We start from the raw sequence: 14,346 nt of genomic DNA on the forward strand, positions 1-14,346 counted from the left end.
ATCGAAGATATTTTGCAGATAAACTATTCGATAGGCTCATTATTGCTAACATTACAGCGGTATGATGAAAAACGGATATACATAAAAAGTAAAAAGTAAAAAGTAAAAAGTAGTTTTTATTAAATCTAAAAAATAATGTGTTTTATTTAAACGCAAAGATCTATAAAATAAGTAAGATCTAAGGAGCAAAGGTTACGACAGTCGCTTATGAAGCTTGAAAATAAGGCACGCTTAAGATTTATTTTATTGATCATTCTTTACTCCTTAAATTTTAAGAAAGACAAGAAGATCTTTGCGTTAAAAAAAAGCATTAAAAATTCACCGAAAATTCATGCATTCCATTTTTAAAATCATAGGAAACTGTAAAATCATACAATTCTGCAATGGCTTTTACAATTGCTAATCCCAACCCACTTCCTGATTGATGTTGCTCAGATTTCTGAAAACGTGTAAATATCTTTTCATGGTTTAAAGAATGATCTGTTCCGGTATTGAGAACGCTTAATTTTTTAGCATCAATTTTCACTTCCACTTTTCCAGGTTTTGTATTGTGAAAGATTGCATTTCTCAATAAATTTGAAACGATAATATTGAGTAATGCAGCATCTGCTTTTACCAAAAGCTCGCTGTTTTCAGAAAAAATGATCTCTACTTCTTTAAACTCAGCAATATCACTAAGATCTTCTATGTTTTTTTCAACAATATCATTGACTTTAATTTCCTGATTATCAAAAAACTGTTTGTTTTCAATTTTTGTAAGCAAAAGAAGCGATTTATTGAGACGAACCAATCTTTCAATAATTTCCATGATCTCAGCAATCTTTTCTGCCTGATCTTCTGTGAAATTTTCTTTTTCAATCAACAATTCAAGTTTACTGATAGCAATCGCTAAAGGGGTCTGAAGTTCGTGAGAAGCATTTCCAATAAACTCTTTTTGCTGTTCGTAGCTTTTTTCGCTGTATTGCAATAAAGTTGTAACAGCATCCTGCAGATCACTGAATTCTTTGGTTTTTGTCTCAACATTCGGAAGGCTTTTGCTGATTCCTAAACGGTAATTTTTAAGCTCATCAAGAAGTTCATAAAAAGGTTTCCAAAGTCTTTTTAATACGAAATTGTTGATGAGCAAAATGCTAAAAATTAAAAGAATATATAATCCTGCAGCATCCCAAAGCAATTCTTTTACAAGATCATCTTCTTCAACCATATTGTTGAAGATCTTAAGTTGATAAAAACTTCCATTTTGTTCAAAAACGGTTGTTAAAATTCTTACAGGTTCTAGTTCCGGAGCTTCATCGTCGGCATCTTGTGCGTAAATTTCGGTGTCTTCATAAGTATCTTTAAAACTCAGAGCTTCTTCTTCGCTTATTTTATTAACAGAAAAAAAACCTTCATCAAAAGTTTTCTGCTGCAAAATAGTAGGATCTTTTTCTGCTTTAAAAACGATCTGTCTTTTATAGTTTTCTAGCTCTTCATCTACACTTCCTTTGATTTCATCGAGCATATTAAAGTAAAAAATCACTGACCATAAACTTACGATTAGCAAAAGATAGGTCATCAGATGAAGTATTGATCTGTTGAGAAGTTTCATTTTTCTATTAATTTGTAGCCGATTCCGTAGACTGCTTCAATTTCAATTTCGGAATTCGATTGATGCAGTTTTTTTCTTAAATTTTTGATTTGATAATAAATAAAATCAAAATTATCTGCCTGATCAATATGATCTCCCCAAACATGCTCTGCCAAAGCTGTTTTGGTCACTAATCGTCTTTTATTAAGCATGAAAAAATGAAGAATATCAAACTCTTTCCGGTTGAGGGAAATATTTTCTCCGTCCACAATAAAAGTTCTTTCCGTAAGATCGAGCTCAATATTGGCAATCTCAATACTGTTTTTGCCTTCCTGATCTTTTCTTCGGAGAACTGCTTTTATTCTGGCGTTGAGTTCAGCATTGTGAAAAGGTTTGGTCAAATAATCATCGGCTCCGAGTTCCAGGCCTATCAGTTTATCATCGAGAGAATCTTTTGCAGAAATAATGATGACATTTTCTGATTTTCCCATGTCTTTAAGTTGTTGAAGAAGTTGCAAACCATTTCCGCCCGGAAGCATAATGTCTAATAAAATACAATCATAAGTGTACAAAGCAATTTTTTCGTTCGCCGAATGATAATCTTCTGCGGTCTCAATAAGAAACTGCTCCTGGATCAAAGAATCATGAATGGATTTTAAAAGTTCTTTTTCGTCTTCTACAACAAGGATTTTCATACAACAAAGGTAGAGAATGATTCTGGAAAGAGTTGGGAATTACACTTTTTTTGAGTTTTCTAAATATAGTTTCAGTTCATTTTGTTTCTGTGTCCCAATCAAAATTTTTTTCTCATCATTTAAAATAATTTGTAGCCCTTGATCTCCTTTTATGTTATAAGCTTTTCCGGTCCCGAAAAGACCTTGACGCAATCCCCAACCTCCATATTCTCCTAATGGCGAATATTTTCTGACATAAGCTTTTTTAATATTTTTCCAAGGATAATATCTGAATGTAATTTGAAATGGAAAAAATCGTACAGAAATTCCATGCTCGTCAATTTTGGTTTCTAGTCTGATTACAAGAAATAAAATGATGACAAGCGTTGGGATAAGAATTGATATTGCTAATTCAAGCGTAGAAAAATATTGTCGGTCTTCAATAAAATTATAAATGGTATAGATCATTACTGCGGAAAGTAATAACCAAAGCCACCATTGAGTAAATCTTTGCTTTTCGGTAAATTCAAATTTGTTTTCCATGTTTTTGTAGAAAATCTAATTTACAAAATTTACAGAGATAAAAGATCAATTTTTCTCTTTTAAGAAAGTTTTAAGGAGAATAATGATTTGCATTTAGTGATTTATATTTACTTTTGATAAAATAACATTTCATGTTTATACATAAAAAACGAATACTTGGATTAAGTTGTGCAATCGTTTGCATTGCTGCGAATTTTATGAATGCGCAAACTTCAGTTCAGGTTAAAAATACTCAGGATTTTGCTCGAAATGAAATTGTTTCTCTTTCAATTGTTCAGTTGAAGACATTTTTAGGGAAAAATAAAGCGGAAGATTTAAGGATTAAAGATTCTCAAAATAATTATCTGACCATTCAGTGGATTGATAATGATGGTGACGGAAAAAATGATGAGGTGCTTTTTCAGGCAAAAGTAGATCCGAAGAAAACAAATTCTTATAAAATTATTGCTGATTCTAAAACAGCAGTTCCTGAAAGTAAATTAACTACTTATTCAAGATTGGTTCCTGAAAGAGTTGATGATTATACCTGGGAAAACGATAAAATTGCTTTCAGAGTATACGGTCCGAAAGGTCAGGCTGAAGCTTTAGCAGGAATTAAAGGGAGCACACTTTCAAGCGGCGTGGATATTTGGTTTAAAAGAACCGAAAGATCGATCATCAACGAATGGTACAAAGGTTATCTTACAGATCCTATGTATTATCACAAAGATACGAGAGGAGAAGGTTATGATCCTTATCACGTAGGAGACAGCCGTGGAACAGGAGGAATCGGAATTTGGAAAGATGAAAAACTGCAGGTTTCAAAAAACTTTACAAGCTCTAAAACCATTGCAGAAGGTCCTTTAAGGACGATTTTTGAATTAACTTATGCACCCTGGAGTGAGTTTGGAGTAAAAGAGACCAAAAGGATTTCTCTTGATTTGGGCTCTAATTTTTCTAAGTTTGAATCTACTTTTGAAACAGAAAAACAAGTTCCAAATTACACAATTGGAATTACATTACATAAAAATGAAGGCGAATCTAAGCTGAATGACAGAGAAGGATATTATCTTCACTGGGAGAAAATAGATGATGCTTTTGTTGGTGAAGGAATTGTTGTAAATCCGAAAATTGTAGAAAAATCTGTAGCTTTTAAATCTGAAATTCCCGATCAGAGTAATCTGTTGGTGGTTACAAAACCTCAGAAAAAACTGACGTATTATGCAGGTTTCGCTTGGCAGAAAAGCGGACAGATCCAAACTCAGAAAGATTGGGAAAATATTTTGCAGAAGCAATCTAAAATAGTTGCCAACCCATTACTAATTACCGTTAAATAAGTTTAAAAATGATTAAATCAAAACTTTCAGTTGCCGTTTTTTGTTTGGCATTTTCAGGAATTTCGGCGCAGGTAAAAGATACTTTGGCGGAAAAAATGATCGTTTATCAGCTTCCAAACGGAGGTTGGGGAAAACATAGGAGTGATAAAAAAAATGTAGACTATACTCAAAAAATAGATGCTCAACTTTTAAAAATAATTAAAGCAGGAAATAATGATCTTGCAACAATCGACAACAATGCAACGTCGAAAGAGATCAATGGATTGATAAAAGCTTACAGCACAACAAAAAATCCTGCATATCTGAGATCAGCAGAAAAAGGAATCGAATATTTGCTGTTGATGCAATATCAAAATGGAGGTTTTCCACAGTATTTTCCAAACTCTGCGATTTACAGAAAACAGGTGACCTACAACGATAATGCAATGATCAATGTTTTGACGGTTTTATATAATATTTCTGAGGGGAAAGAAGGTTTTGATGCCGTAAATTCTCAGTTGAAAGATAAGTCGAAAGTAGCTTTGCAAAAAGGAATCGACTGTGTTTTGAAAACTCAGGTTTTGCAAAAAGGAAAATTGTCAATTTGGGCAGATCAATATAATGAAGTCTCTCTAAAACCCGAAAAAGCAAGAGCTTTTGAACCGATGTCATTGGCAAGTGGAGAATCGGTAAACATTGTGAAATTTCTAATGATGCAGCCCGTAACTCCGGAGATTGAAAGATCAATTAGATCGGCAATACAATGGTTTAAAGAAAGCAAGATCGATGGTTATACTTACAATGTTTCCAGAGAAAGCGGAAATGCTGTTCGTGTTTTATCTAAAAAAGAAGGTTCGGCGGTTTGGGCGAGATTTTATGATATTCCGACCAATAAACCAATTTTTGGTGACCGTGACGGAAGCGTGAAATTCAATTACGAAGACGTTTCCGAAGAGCGTAGAATGGGCTATAGCTGGTACAACGAGGCCGGAACGAAGTTGATTGAAAACGATTTTCAGAAGTGGTTAAAGAAAAATAAAATTTCTGGATAAAAACAAAATCCTGATGCATAAAACATCAGGATTTTTTCATTAATAAAAGTACTATTTAGAACTTAGAAGCTCTCACAGATATTTCCTGATAAAGTTGCTCCTGCATTAGCAGTAACATCAGATTTTACTGAGGAAAGCGACAAAGTAGGAATAGAATATGGTGGCGTAAATGCAGTTCCACTTCCTGTTTTATTACCCGTAACATTCGTAAATGTATTGTTTGAAGTTACGGTTACCGCAGTATATCCGCTCATTAAATTGATGGGTTCTTTTACATTTTCAAATACATTTCCATCTACACGAATATTTGCTTGAACTCCGGCTGCAATACATTTGTTGCTCACAGAGCTGTTAAAATAACTGTTTAGAATATGAATTTTACCAAATCTTACTCTTGGCATACGCTCTCTGCATCCCGGAGCCCACCAACAACGTACAAATGTTACATTTAGTTTTCCTGCATCGGCTGTTGCACCGTCGCTAGAACCAATTAAATTAGAAAATCTGTGATCATCAGTTCCACCAGAACCACCCGCTTTTGGAGTTTTTAAATAATGGAATTTGGTATAAGAAACCGTAATATAATCTGATTTGTTTTTAATATCGAAATTTCCATCTACACCATCTCTGAATTCACAGTGATCGATCCAAACGTTTCGACAATCATCCAGAATGGCATTGTCCCAACCATCTGTATCGTAAGCTCCCGGACCTTCAAATATCAGGTTTCTAACGATAATATTGTTACATCTTTTAATGTTGATAATTCCAGAACCGTCTTTGGTCTGATTGGTTGAAACAAGTTTTGCACCGCTTGTTCCGTAGATTGTTTTTCCGGTTTGATCCTGAAGAGATAATCGGGTGGTGATGGTGATGGTTCCTGTGACTTTGATGACCTTCACGGCAGTATTCTCAATCGCTGATTTTAGCTGAGCATAAGTTGTTACGGTAGTTTCGGCAGCAGTTCCGCCTCCTATAGTTCCACCATTTTGAGAAGCCCATCCCGGAGCAACACAATTCGCAAGAGGAACGACAGTTTTCGCTGCAAATGGATTTTCAATACTGTTTTCGTTGGGATTTTCAGAGAATTCACTTTTGATGTCGTCATGTCCACATCCGATTAATGCAAAAGCTGTACTGAGAGCAACTATAGACATAGCTGCTTTGAAATTGATTTTCATAGTTAAAAGTTTTGTTTATTTAGTGGTGTAAAATTATAAATATTTATTTAATAACCAAATTTATTGATTAAAAAATATTAATAAAAGTTATTTGTTAAATATTAATTTTATTCAACCGATTGCGCATTGATTATAATTTAATATTAGAGGTGTGATGAAAACTATTCTCGATTGTTTTTTTAATTATAAATTTGAGTTTTGAAACAGGATAACTTTTTAAGTCTGATTTCGGAAATGAAAGAAGCTTTTATTTAAGATTCGTAAAATTTTTGATTTTTTAAAATATCTTGTTTGTTACCTTTCTTATGGCTTTGCGATTAATTATTATTCATTACCGATTACTTATTACCCATCTCACCAAGCCAGTCTGCGCATAATTTTTTCCAATTATCCGTCAGTTCTGTTTTATTGAAAATTCCAATATTGTGTTCACCTTTTGGGAATATGAACATTGCGCCTTTCACTTTATTTTTAATCATCGCTTCGTAATACAAAATACTGTTGATTACCGGAACAGCATTGTCGTTTTGAGCGTGGAATAAAATTGTCGGAGGCGTTTTTTCTGTTACCCGATTCTGCATAGAATATTCTTTGATTTTTTCTGCAGACGCATTTTCTCCTAAAAGATTGACGCGACTTCCTTTGTGTGCAAACTCGCCCAAATCAATCACTGGAGAAACGAGAATTGCAAAATTGGGAACTGTTGAAATAGTTGACCAATCACCTTTTAATTCGGTGTAATCGGTAGAAATATTGCTTACCATTGCAGCTAAATGACCGCCCGCAGAAGTTCCTAAAACTCCAATCTGGTCGGGCGAAATTCCGTATTGAGCAGCATTTTTTCTAATCAATTTTATCGCAGCCTGAATATCCTGTAACGGACCAAGTTCTTTTTGCTTTAAATCGGGAGAAGTTGGTAAACGATAATTCAAAACAAAAGCAGAAATCCCTAAAGTATTGAGCCATTTTGCATAAGAATAACCTCCCAAATCATACGTTAAATGTCTGTAACCACCACCAGGAATTACGATGATTGCCATCGGTTTTCTTTCTTCTTTCGCAGGCAAAAAAGCAAACATTTCGGCTTCCTGAATTTGTGTAATTCGCCCTTCTTTTTCTTCAATATTATTTAATTTTAAACCTTTAGAATTGGGCATTTCACCTTTTTGCCAAACAGAAATTTTCTGCTGAGCTGTAATTTCATTGAAGAGAATAATAATTAGAAAAAGAAATATTTTCTTCATATTTTAAAAATTTGGTTGTTTTTGGTTAATCGCAAAGACGCAATTTTTTTCTAAAATATTGTTTTAAGGCACAAAACACTTCGACAAGCCTCAGTGTGACAACGTGATAATTATTGTTTTATCATTACTCATTACCCATCACTTATTACTCATCGTCTCAAGCCAGTCTGCACACAATTTTTTCCAATTCTCACTCAGCGCATTTTTATCCGTAACAAAAAAACGATGACCACCTTTAGGAAAAATAAATAAGGAACCTTTCACTTTATTTTTCGTCATGGCTTTATAATATAAAATGCTATTCATTGGCGGAACTGCTGTGTCATCCTGATTATGAAATAAAATTGTTGGCGGTGTTTTTTCTGTTACCCGATTTTGCATGGAATACTCGGTTATTTTTTCTGGCGAAGCATTTTCTCCGAGTAAACTTTCACGGCTTCCTTTGTGTGCAAATTCTCCTAAATCAATGACCGGACAAAACAAAATGGCAAAGTCAGGAATAGTAGAAATATCTGCTAAATCGTCTTTTAATCCGGTAAAATCTGTACTGATGTTACTGACCGAAGTTGCTAAATGTCCACCTGCAGAAGTTCCAACAACACCGACTTGGTTGAGCGAAATTCCCCATTGAACTGCATTTTTTCTAATATATTTGATAGCAGCTTGAGCGTCCTGAAGCGGAGCAATTTCTCTTTGAATTAAATCTGTAGAAGTTGGTAATCTGTAGTTTAAAACAAAAGCCGAAATTCCCAAAGTATTCATCCATTTTGCGATTTGAAAAGCGCCTTCATCGTAAGTGAGTTTCGAATAGCCACCACCAGGAATAATGATGACCGACTTTTGATTTCTCTCTTTTATTGGAGGTAAGAAAGCAAACAATTCAGGCTCTTTCAGTTCTGCTAAAGTTTTTTTCTTCTTGGTTTTAGATGCCAAAATTTTGGAATTGGGCATTTCGCCTTGTGGCCAGAACATGAGCTTTTCCTGAGCGGGAATTTGTGAAAAAAGAAAAAGAATGAAGAGAAAAAAGGTTTTTTTCATGACTTTAATTTTTTACTTTAAAGTGTATTTAGAAAAAACCTCACAGGTTTTTAAAACCTGTGAGGTTTGATTATTTTTAATTTAATCTTTCAGAAAATCCTCTCTGAATGGAGTGAAAGAATCAATCAATTGTCCTGCTTCCAAACATTTTACACCATGAAAAATATTCGGTTGGGCAAAAAATCCGTCACCTTGTTGTAAGATTTTGGTTTCACCATCAACGGTTACTTCAAATTTTCCAAAAGCAACGTATGTAATTTGAGAATGAAAATGCTGGTGTAAAGCTCCTATTGCATTTTTTTCAAATTTTACAATTACCATCATTATTTGGGAGTTGTACCCTACAAATTGTCTGGAAACTCCGCCTCCCAAATCTTCCCATTCGGAATTACCGTCGAAAAATGGTTCTTTTTTGAAATTCATAATTTTATTTTTTACTATATTCTTTTGTCTTGAAACAAAAGAATCAAAAATTCAAGACTTGGAAACTTCCGCTAAAAATTTAAAATAAATCCTAAAATTTCCAAAACTCGCGCGGATTCAATATTTGTTTTGTTTTCATAATTTTTGCCGCGCTCAAACAGTGGAAATTTTTTAACGGATTGAATTTAAATTTTCTTAACGCTCCATTTTCCTATGTCGTTTTAATTATTTAATATACTTTTCTAAACCGGTTTTTAAATCTTTCAGAGATTTTACAGCTAGTTTTGCTACGGTTTCTGCTCCTAATTTTGATAAATGGGTGTCGTCTGCTTTATCTTTATCATAATATGCATTTTCACCCGCCTTAAAATGTAAATGCAAAAGTTTTGATTTTTCAGGACCGTAAGAAATTTCCATTTGTTCGGTCAGTAATTGCATATCGACAAAAGGAACTTTCATATCATTGGCAACCATTCTTACCACCAAAGGATATTCTTTGTGCGTATCAATTAAAACTCCGTTTTCATTAAAGTTTCTTCTTGTGATTGATGTCATCAAAATTGGTGTTGCGCCTTTTGCTCTTGCTTCAGTAACATATCTTTCTAAATTGGCTCTGTACTGAGTGTAAGGATTGGTAAATTTTGTAGAATCTTTTAATTTCTGGTCGTTATGCCCAAATTGGATAATTACAAAGTCACCTTTTTTCAATTGTTTTTCAACTTTATCCCATCTTCCTTCTGTTCTGAAACTTTTTGAACTTCTTCCGTTCATTGCATGATTCTGAATTTCGATTCCAGTGGTCATAAATTGTCCTAAAACTTGTCCCCATCCATGTTCTGGGTTTTTATCAGGATTGTCTTTGTTTGCCATTGTAGAATCACCAATCAGAAATAGGGTTGGTTTTTTCTGAGCTAAAACTATTGTTGAAATTACAACGCTTAGAATTAAAAGTATTTTTTTCATTTTTAAAAATTGATTTTAATAATGTTCTTTTGTCTTAAAACAAAAGAACCAAAAGTTCAAGACTTGGAAACTTCCGCTAAAAATTTAAATTAAATCCTAAAATTTCCAAAACTCGGGCGGAAAGTATAATTATAGATATTAAGAAAGTTTTTTGCCGCCACTCAAACAGTGGAAATTTCTTAACGGATTAAATTTAAATTTTCTTAACGCTCCATTTTCCTATGTCATTTTACTGTGGTAACAATTATTCATTACCAATTATTTATTACTCATATTCGGCTTCCAGTCTCCGAAAATATTTTTAAGGGTATATTTTTTTGTTTCTTTTTTTGTTAATTGATGAGACCACGCTACTCGGTTTTCTGTTTTTCCACCTTCGCCTTTGCTGCCAAATTCTGCGTAATAAGCAGTTTTGTCTTTGTTAGGAAACATTTTGTCGCCTTTCCAGGGATTCCAACCTTCGGGAACGATGTGATTTCCCATTTCTGTATTGATGAAAACTGTTTTTGCATAAGGTCTCCAAGGTCTTCCAAGAAATACTTTATTGATGCCTTCTTTCGCAATTAATTTACAGTCGAAAAATACATATCCAAATTCTTTACTTTGGTCTGTTGATGCCGCAGTGATGTAAGAATTGGCTAAACTTTTAATCGTACAGTTTTTGAACATAACAGTTGCCGAACCAAAAAGAAAGTCAGTTGTTCCTTCAATATAACAGTTTTCATACAATTGTCTGCTGTGATTTCCGCCTGTATAAACAGTATCCTGACAACCTAAAATTTTAGAATTTTTAATGCTGAAACGGTCGCCTTCCACATGAAGAGCAACAGCTTGACCTTTATTGCACCAAGTATTTTGTATCGTTATATCAGAAATTTTAATATCATCTGACATAATTAAAAGTGTGTAAGAATTGAAGGTTGTCATTTTCTCATTCAAAGCATCGATTTTTCCGGAATAATCATCGTTGGTAATGATGGTGTTTTCTTTGTTTTCGCCTTGTAAAGTGATTTTATGTTTTGAAGAAGGAATTACGATTTTTTCGTGATATGTTCCCGCTTTTATTTTTACTAAAGCTTCGCCCGGACCAAGGTCTCTGATTGAAGTGATGGCTTTTTGAATGGAGGTGAATTGCCCGCTTCCGTCTTGTGCAACGGTGATTGTTATGTAAGGTTCATTTCCTGCCAATAAAAAATTGGTAATTGAAATGAAGAGAATTAAAAATAGTTTTTTCATAAATAAATTTTTATGATTGATTCTATGTTTTTTTAACGCAAAGGTTTAATTTAAATCGTACAAATTTAAGGAGCAAAGATTGCGACAAGTCGCTGATAAAGCTTGAAAATATACGTTCGCTTAAAATCAATTTATTGATTATTCTTTGCTCCTAAAATATTTTCAATAAATAATAAATCTTTGCGTTTTAATTTTGCCTAAACCTAAACCTAAACCTAAACCTAAACCTATTTCAACGTTTTATCTAAAAAATCCACAGTCAGATTGAATGTTTCTGTGAACCAAGGTTCTGCAGACCAAAAGGAATGCGGTGTATCTTTTATTTCGTGGTATTCGGTAAAGATATTATGACTTTTTAAAATCTTCATCATATCGTCTCTTCCTGCATGAAAACGAGGTTGTGAAGAATTGATGAATAGAGTAGGAGGGGTGTTTTTACAAACAAATTCTAGAGGTGAGGCTTCAGTCCAGTTTTTTAAATTCACATTTCTGTCGCCATCTAACCAATAAGCTGCGTAAGTGCTTTCTTCGGCTTCGGGATGAATAAACGAAACAATTCCGTCTACGTTAACGATTGCCTGGATTTTATTTTTAGCTTTTACACCTACCAAAGTTGCTATTTGTGCACCTGCAGATTCTCCTAAAATTGCCATTTTTTTTGTGTTTAAAGAATACTTTTTTTTGTTTTTCTTTAAAAATTTGATAGCATTATTTACATCATCAATCGCTGCAGGATATTTTGCCACTTCGCTTAAACGATAACCAACTGCAATGGCAACGTAACCTTTTGATGCCAATTCCTGAGCCATATATTTTTCATTTTCCTTAGAACCGGAAATCCAACCGCCACCATGAACCAAAGCAATTCCGGGATGTTTTTTAGACTGGTCTTTCGGATAATAAATATCTGCTTTTAAAGATAAACCGTTGATATTGGCATATTCTACATCCTTATCAATTATAATATTCGATGGAACTGGTCTGTTTAAAGGTGTAATAAACGGATACTTCTTTTTAAGCTTTTCATATGTTGCTTCATTCGTGTAAGGAGTAGCATTCGGCTTTGTCTGACCGAATGCTTTTGCTCCTACAAAAAAAACAAAAAGAAAATATAGTTTGTGAAAACTCATTTTTAAAATTAATTTGGTGTTTTGTTTAACCACAAAAGTCACAAAAGTTTTTTGACACATTAGTAACTTTTAAGCTTAACACTTTGAAAATATTTAAGAACACAGTAGCTTAAAAATCAAAGATTTTTTTGTGTTTTAAATTCTTGAATCTCGAAACTAAATTCTGAATTACAAAACTCGCGACACGAATCTCGAAACTTACTTTACTGCATTTTTAGCAACTTCTTTCGAAATGCTTAATTGCTCACCTTTTACCTCTTTCGGAAGTTTTACCGCTGATGTTTTATTTCCTAAAACCTTAATTGTTGGTTTTTGAGAAGATTGTAACTGAAGGGTAGATAAATCTACATTTTTACTGTTGTAAACAACGGCTCCGGTTCCTTCACTGTACGTAAGCTTTACATTTTTCAATATAATTCCGTCTGCATCTACAATCGTTAATGCTTTTTTAGTATCAAACTGAGAATCTTCAATCACGATGTTTTTAATATTCATTTCTGCCAAACCATTGATGGTAATTGCTTCGTCAGAATTTACCGCATTGATGTTTTTAAAATAAATATTTCTGAAAATTGGAGTTTCCTCAGTTACAGGATATACTTTTTCAGGAGCTTTGTTTCCCTCTTCTTTTTGTCCGTCTTCCAAAACAGGAGAAGCTCCTTCGTAAAACATATTAAAACCAATCGTCTGAGTCGGAATGTTAATCATATCAATGTTTTTTACATAAATATTTTCGACAATACCACCTCTTCCACGAGTTGTTTTGAAACGAAGACCAATGTCAGTTCCAATAAATGTACAATCTGAAACATGAATATTTCTAGCTCCACCAGACATTTCGCTTCCGATGACGAAACCTCCATGACCGTGATAAACGACATTATTTTTGATAATTACATTTTCAGTTGGCATTCCTCTTTTTCTTCCGTCTTCATTTTTTCCTGATTTAATGCAGATCGCATCGTCACCTACATCAAAAGTATTGTCGTAAATCAAAACATTTTTGCAAGATTCTAAATCTACACCGTCACCATTTTGAGAATACCATGGATTTCTTACTGTAAGATTTTTTAAAATAAGGTTTGATGTCATTAATGGGTGTAGATTCCAAGCCGGAGAGTTTTGGAAAGTTGGCCCATCCAATAAAACTTGGTCACAACCAACGATACTCACCATTACCGGACGAAGAAAATCTTTTACAGATTCCAGTTCAGATTTTGAAATTTTATCAGGAACATTAAAGCTTGAGCTGCTTTCGAATCCTTTTTTATAACTTTCTGATGGATACCAGTTTTTGCCGTCTTTAGAAAGAATTCCGCCTGATTTTACAATTTCTTTCCATTGTGATTCTGCCATTTTGCTTTTTTTGATGGCTCTCCATGCGTCACCACTTCCATCGATTACCCCTTTTCCTGTAATCGCAATATTTTTAGCATTTTTTGCAGAAATAGGAGATTGACAACGAATCGTTTCCAAACCTTCAAAACTTACATCGACCAACGGATAATCGCTTTTATCTTTGCTGAAAACCACAAACGCACCTTCTTCAATATGAAGATTAATGTTGCTTTGCAAAACAATTGGTCCGGTTAACCACATTCCTCTTGGAACGACAAGTTTACCACCACCTTTTTTTACCAAAGCGTCGATTGCTTTTTTGAAAGCTTCCGTATTTTTTACTTTACCTCCTGCAATACCTCCAAAATCTTTGATTGAAACTGTATTCGCCGGAAAAGAAGTTTCTTTCACCTGCGGCATTTTAAACTCTATTCCTGTGTAAATCTCTTTATTTTGAGCATACATCTGTCCTGAAAAAAGCATTACTGCAGCAAGACTGATGATTTTAAACGACTTCTTCATTATATTTATTCTTTAATTTTCTGTTGATGATTTTATCAAACCTAACGGATTTCAAAAACCCGTTAAATTCTTTATTTTTTTCTCCCACTGATAACACAGATTTTCGCAGATGATTTCGCATATTTTGAAATATAGATTCT

General features: G+C 33.7%; 13 protein-coding genes. 2 read left to right on the forward strand and 11 right to left on the reverse strand.

Annotated features, from left to right (window positions below):
- Positions 1-310 precede the first annotated feature (310 nt).
- The 3 genes from AB671_RS19955 to AB671_RS19965 are packed head-to-tail and all read right to left on the reverse strand — an operon-like array spanning position 311 to position 2,784.
- Positions 311-1,588, reverse strand: coding sequence for a sensor histidine kinase (locus tag AB671_RS19955; protein WP_066680387.1), 1,278 nt, complete (start codon positions 1,586-1,588; stop codon positions 311-313).
- Complete coding sequence (locus AB671_RS19960) at positions 1,585-2,262, reverse strand: response regulator transcription factor (RefSeq protein ID WP_066680385.1); 678 nt, start codon at positions 2,260-2,262, stop codon at positions 1,585-1,587. Before AB671_RS19960 ends, AB671_RS19955 begins: the two co-directional genes overlap by 4 nt.
- Positions 2,263-2,301: 39 nt before the next feature.
- Positions 2,302-2,784, reverse strand: a complete 483-nt coding sequence (locus AB671_RS19965) for a hypothetical protein (RefSeq protein WP_066680383.1) — start codon at positions 2,782-2,784, stop codon at positions 2,302-2,304.
- Positions 2,785-2,915: 131 nt separating this feature from the next.
- Between AB671_RS19965 and AB671_RS19970 the strand changes: the two genes are divergently transcribed.
- Positions 2,916-4,100, forward strand: coding sequence for a DUF4861 family protein (locus tag AB671_RS19970; protein ID WP_228390981.1), 1,185 nt, complete (start codon positions 2,916-2,918; stop codon positions 4,098-4,100).
- Positions 4,101-4,108: 8 nt separating this feature from the next.
- Entirely contained in the window at positions 4,109-5,131 is a 1,023-nt protein-coding gene (pelA, locus tag AB671_RS19975) for a pectate lyase (protein ID WP_066680381.1), read from the forward strand.
- Between the two features lie 62 nt (positions 5,132-5,193).
- On the opposite strand, the gene AB671_RS19980 is transcribed toward pelA, so the two are convergent.
- The 8 genes from AB671_RS19980 to AB671_RS20015 all read right to left on the reverse strand — a co-directional run bounded on the left by AB671_RS19980 (position 5,194) and on the right by AB671_RS20015 (position 14,206).
- A complete protein-coding gene (locus AB671_RS19980) occupies positions 5,194-6,312 on the reverse strand; it encodes a polysaccharide lyase family 1 protein (RefSeq protein WP_066680367.1) in 1,119 nt (372 codons plus the stop codon).
- A 338-nt stretch (positions 6,313-6,650) separates the two neighbouring features.
- Positions 6,651-7,556: an alpha/beta hydrolase gene (locus AB671_RS19985; protein WP_066680972.1), complete on the reverse strand. Its 906-nt coding sequence runs from the start codon at positions 7,554-7,556 to the stop codon at positions 6,651-6,653.
- Between the two features lie 138 nt (positions 7,557-7,694).
- Positions 7,695-8,594 carry an alpha/beta hydrolase gene (locus AB671_RS19990; RefSeq protein WP_066680970.1) on the reverse strand — a complete coding sequence of 300 codons (900 nt, stop codon included), beginning with the start codon at positions 8,592-8,594 and terminating at the stop codon, positions 7,695-7,697.
- Between the two features lie 81 nt (positions 8,595-8,675).
- The gene (locus AB671_RS19995; RefSeq protein ID WP_066680968.1) at positions 8,676-9,017 is read right to left on the reverse strand and encodes a cupin domain-containing protein; all 342 of its coding nucleotides are present in this window, start codon (positions 9,015-9,017) and stop codon (positions 8,676-8,678) included.
- 225 nt (positions 9,018-9,242) lie between these two features.
- On the reverse strand, positions 9,243-9,980 hold the full coding sequence (locus AB671_RS20000) for a rhamnogalacturonan acetylesterase (protein ID WP_066680966.1): 738 nt from the start codon (positions 9,978-9,980) through the stop codon (positions 9,243-9,245).
- Between the two features lie 258 nt (positions 9,981-10,238).
- A complete protein-coding gene (locus AB671_RS20005) occupies positions 10,239-11,216 on the reverse strand; it encodes a pectinesterase family protein (protein WP_066680964.1) in 978 nt (325 codons plus the stop codon).
- Positions 11,217-11,443: 227 nt separating this feature from the next.
- Complete coding sequence (locus tag AB671_RS20010; protein WP_066680980.1) at positions 11,444-12,346, reverse strand: alpha/beta hydrolase; 903 nt, start codon at positions 12,344-12,346, stop codon at positions 11,444-11,446.
- 198 nt (positions 12,347-12,544) lie between these two features.
- Complete coding sequence (locus tag AB671_RS20015; RefSeq protein WP_066680962.1) at positions 12,545-14,206, reverse strand: glycoside hydrolase family 28 protein; 1,662 nt, start codon at positions 14,204-14,206, stop codon at positions 12,545-12,547.
- Between the last annotated feature and the right edge of the window lie 140 nt (positions 14,207-14,346).

Source organism: Chryseobacterium sp. BGARF1 (assembly GCF_001677955.1).
Lineage (GTDB): Bacteria > Bacteroidota > Bacteroidia > Flavobacteriales > Weeksellaceae > Chryseobacterium.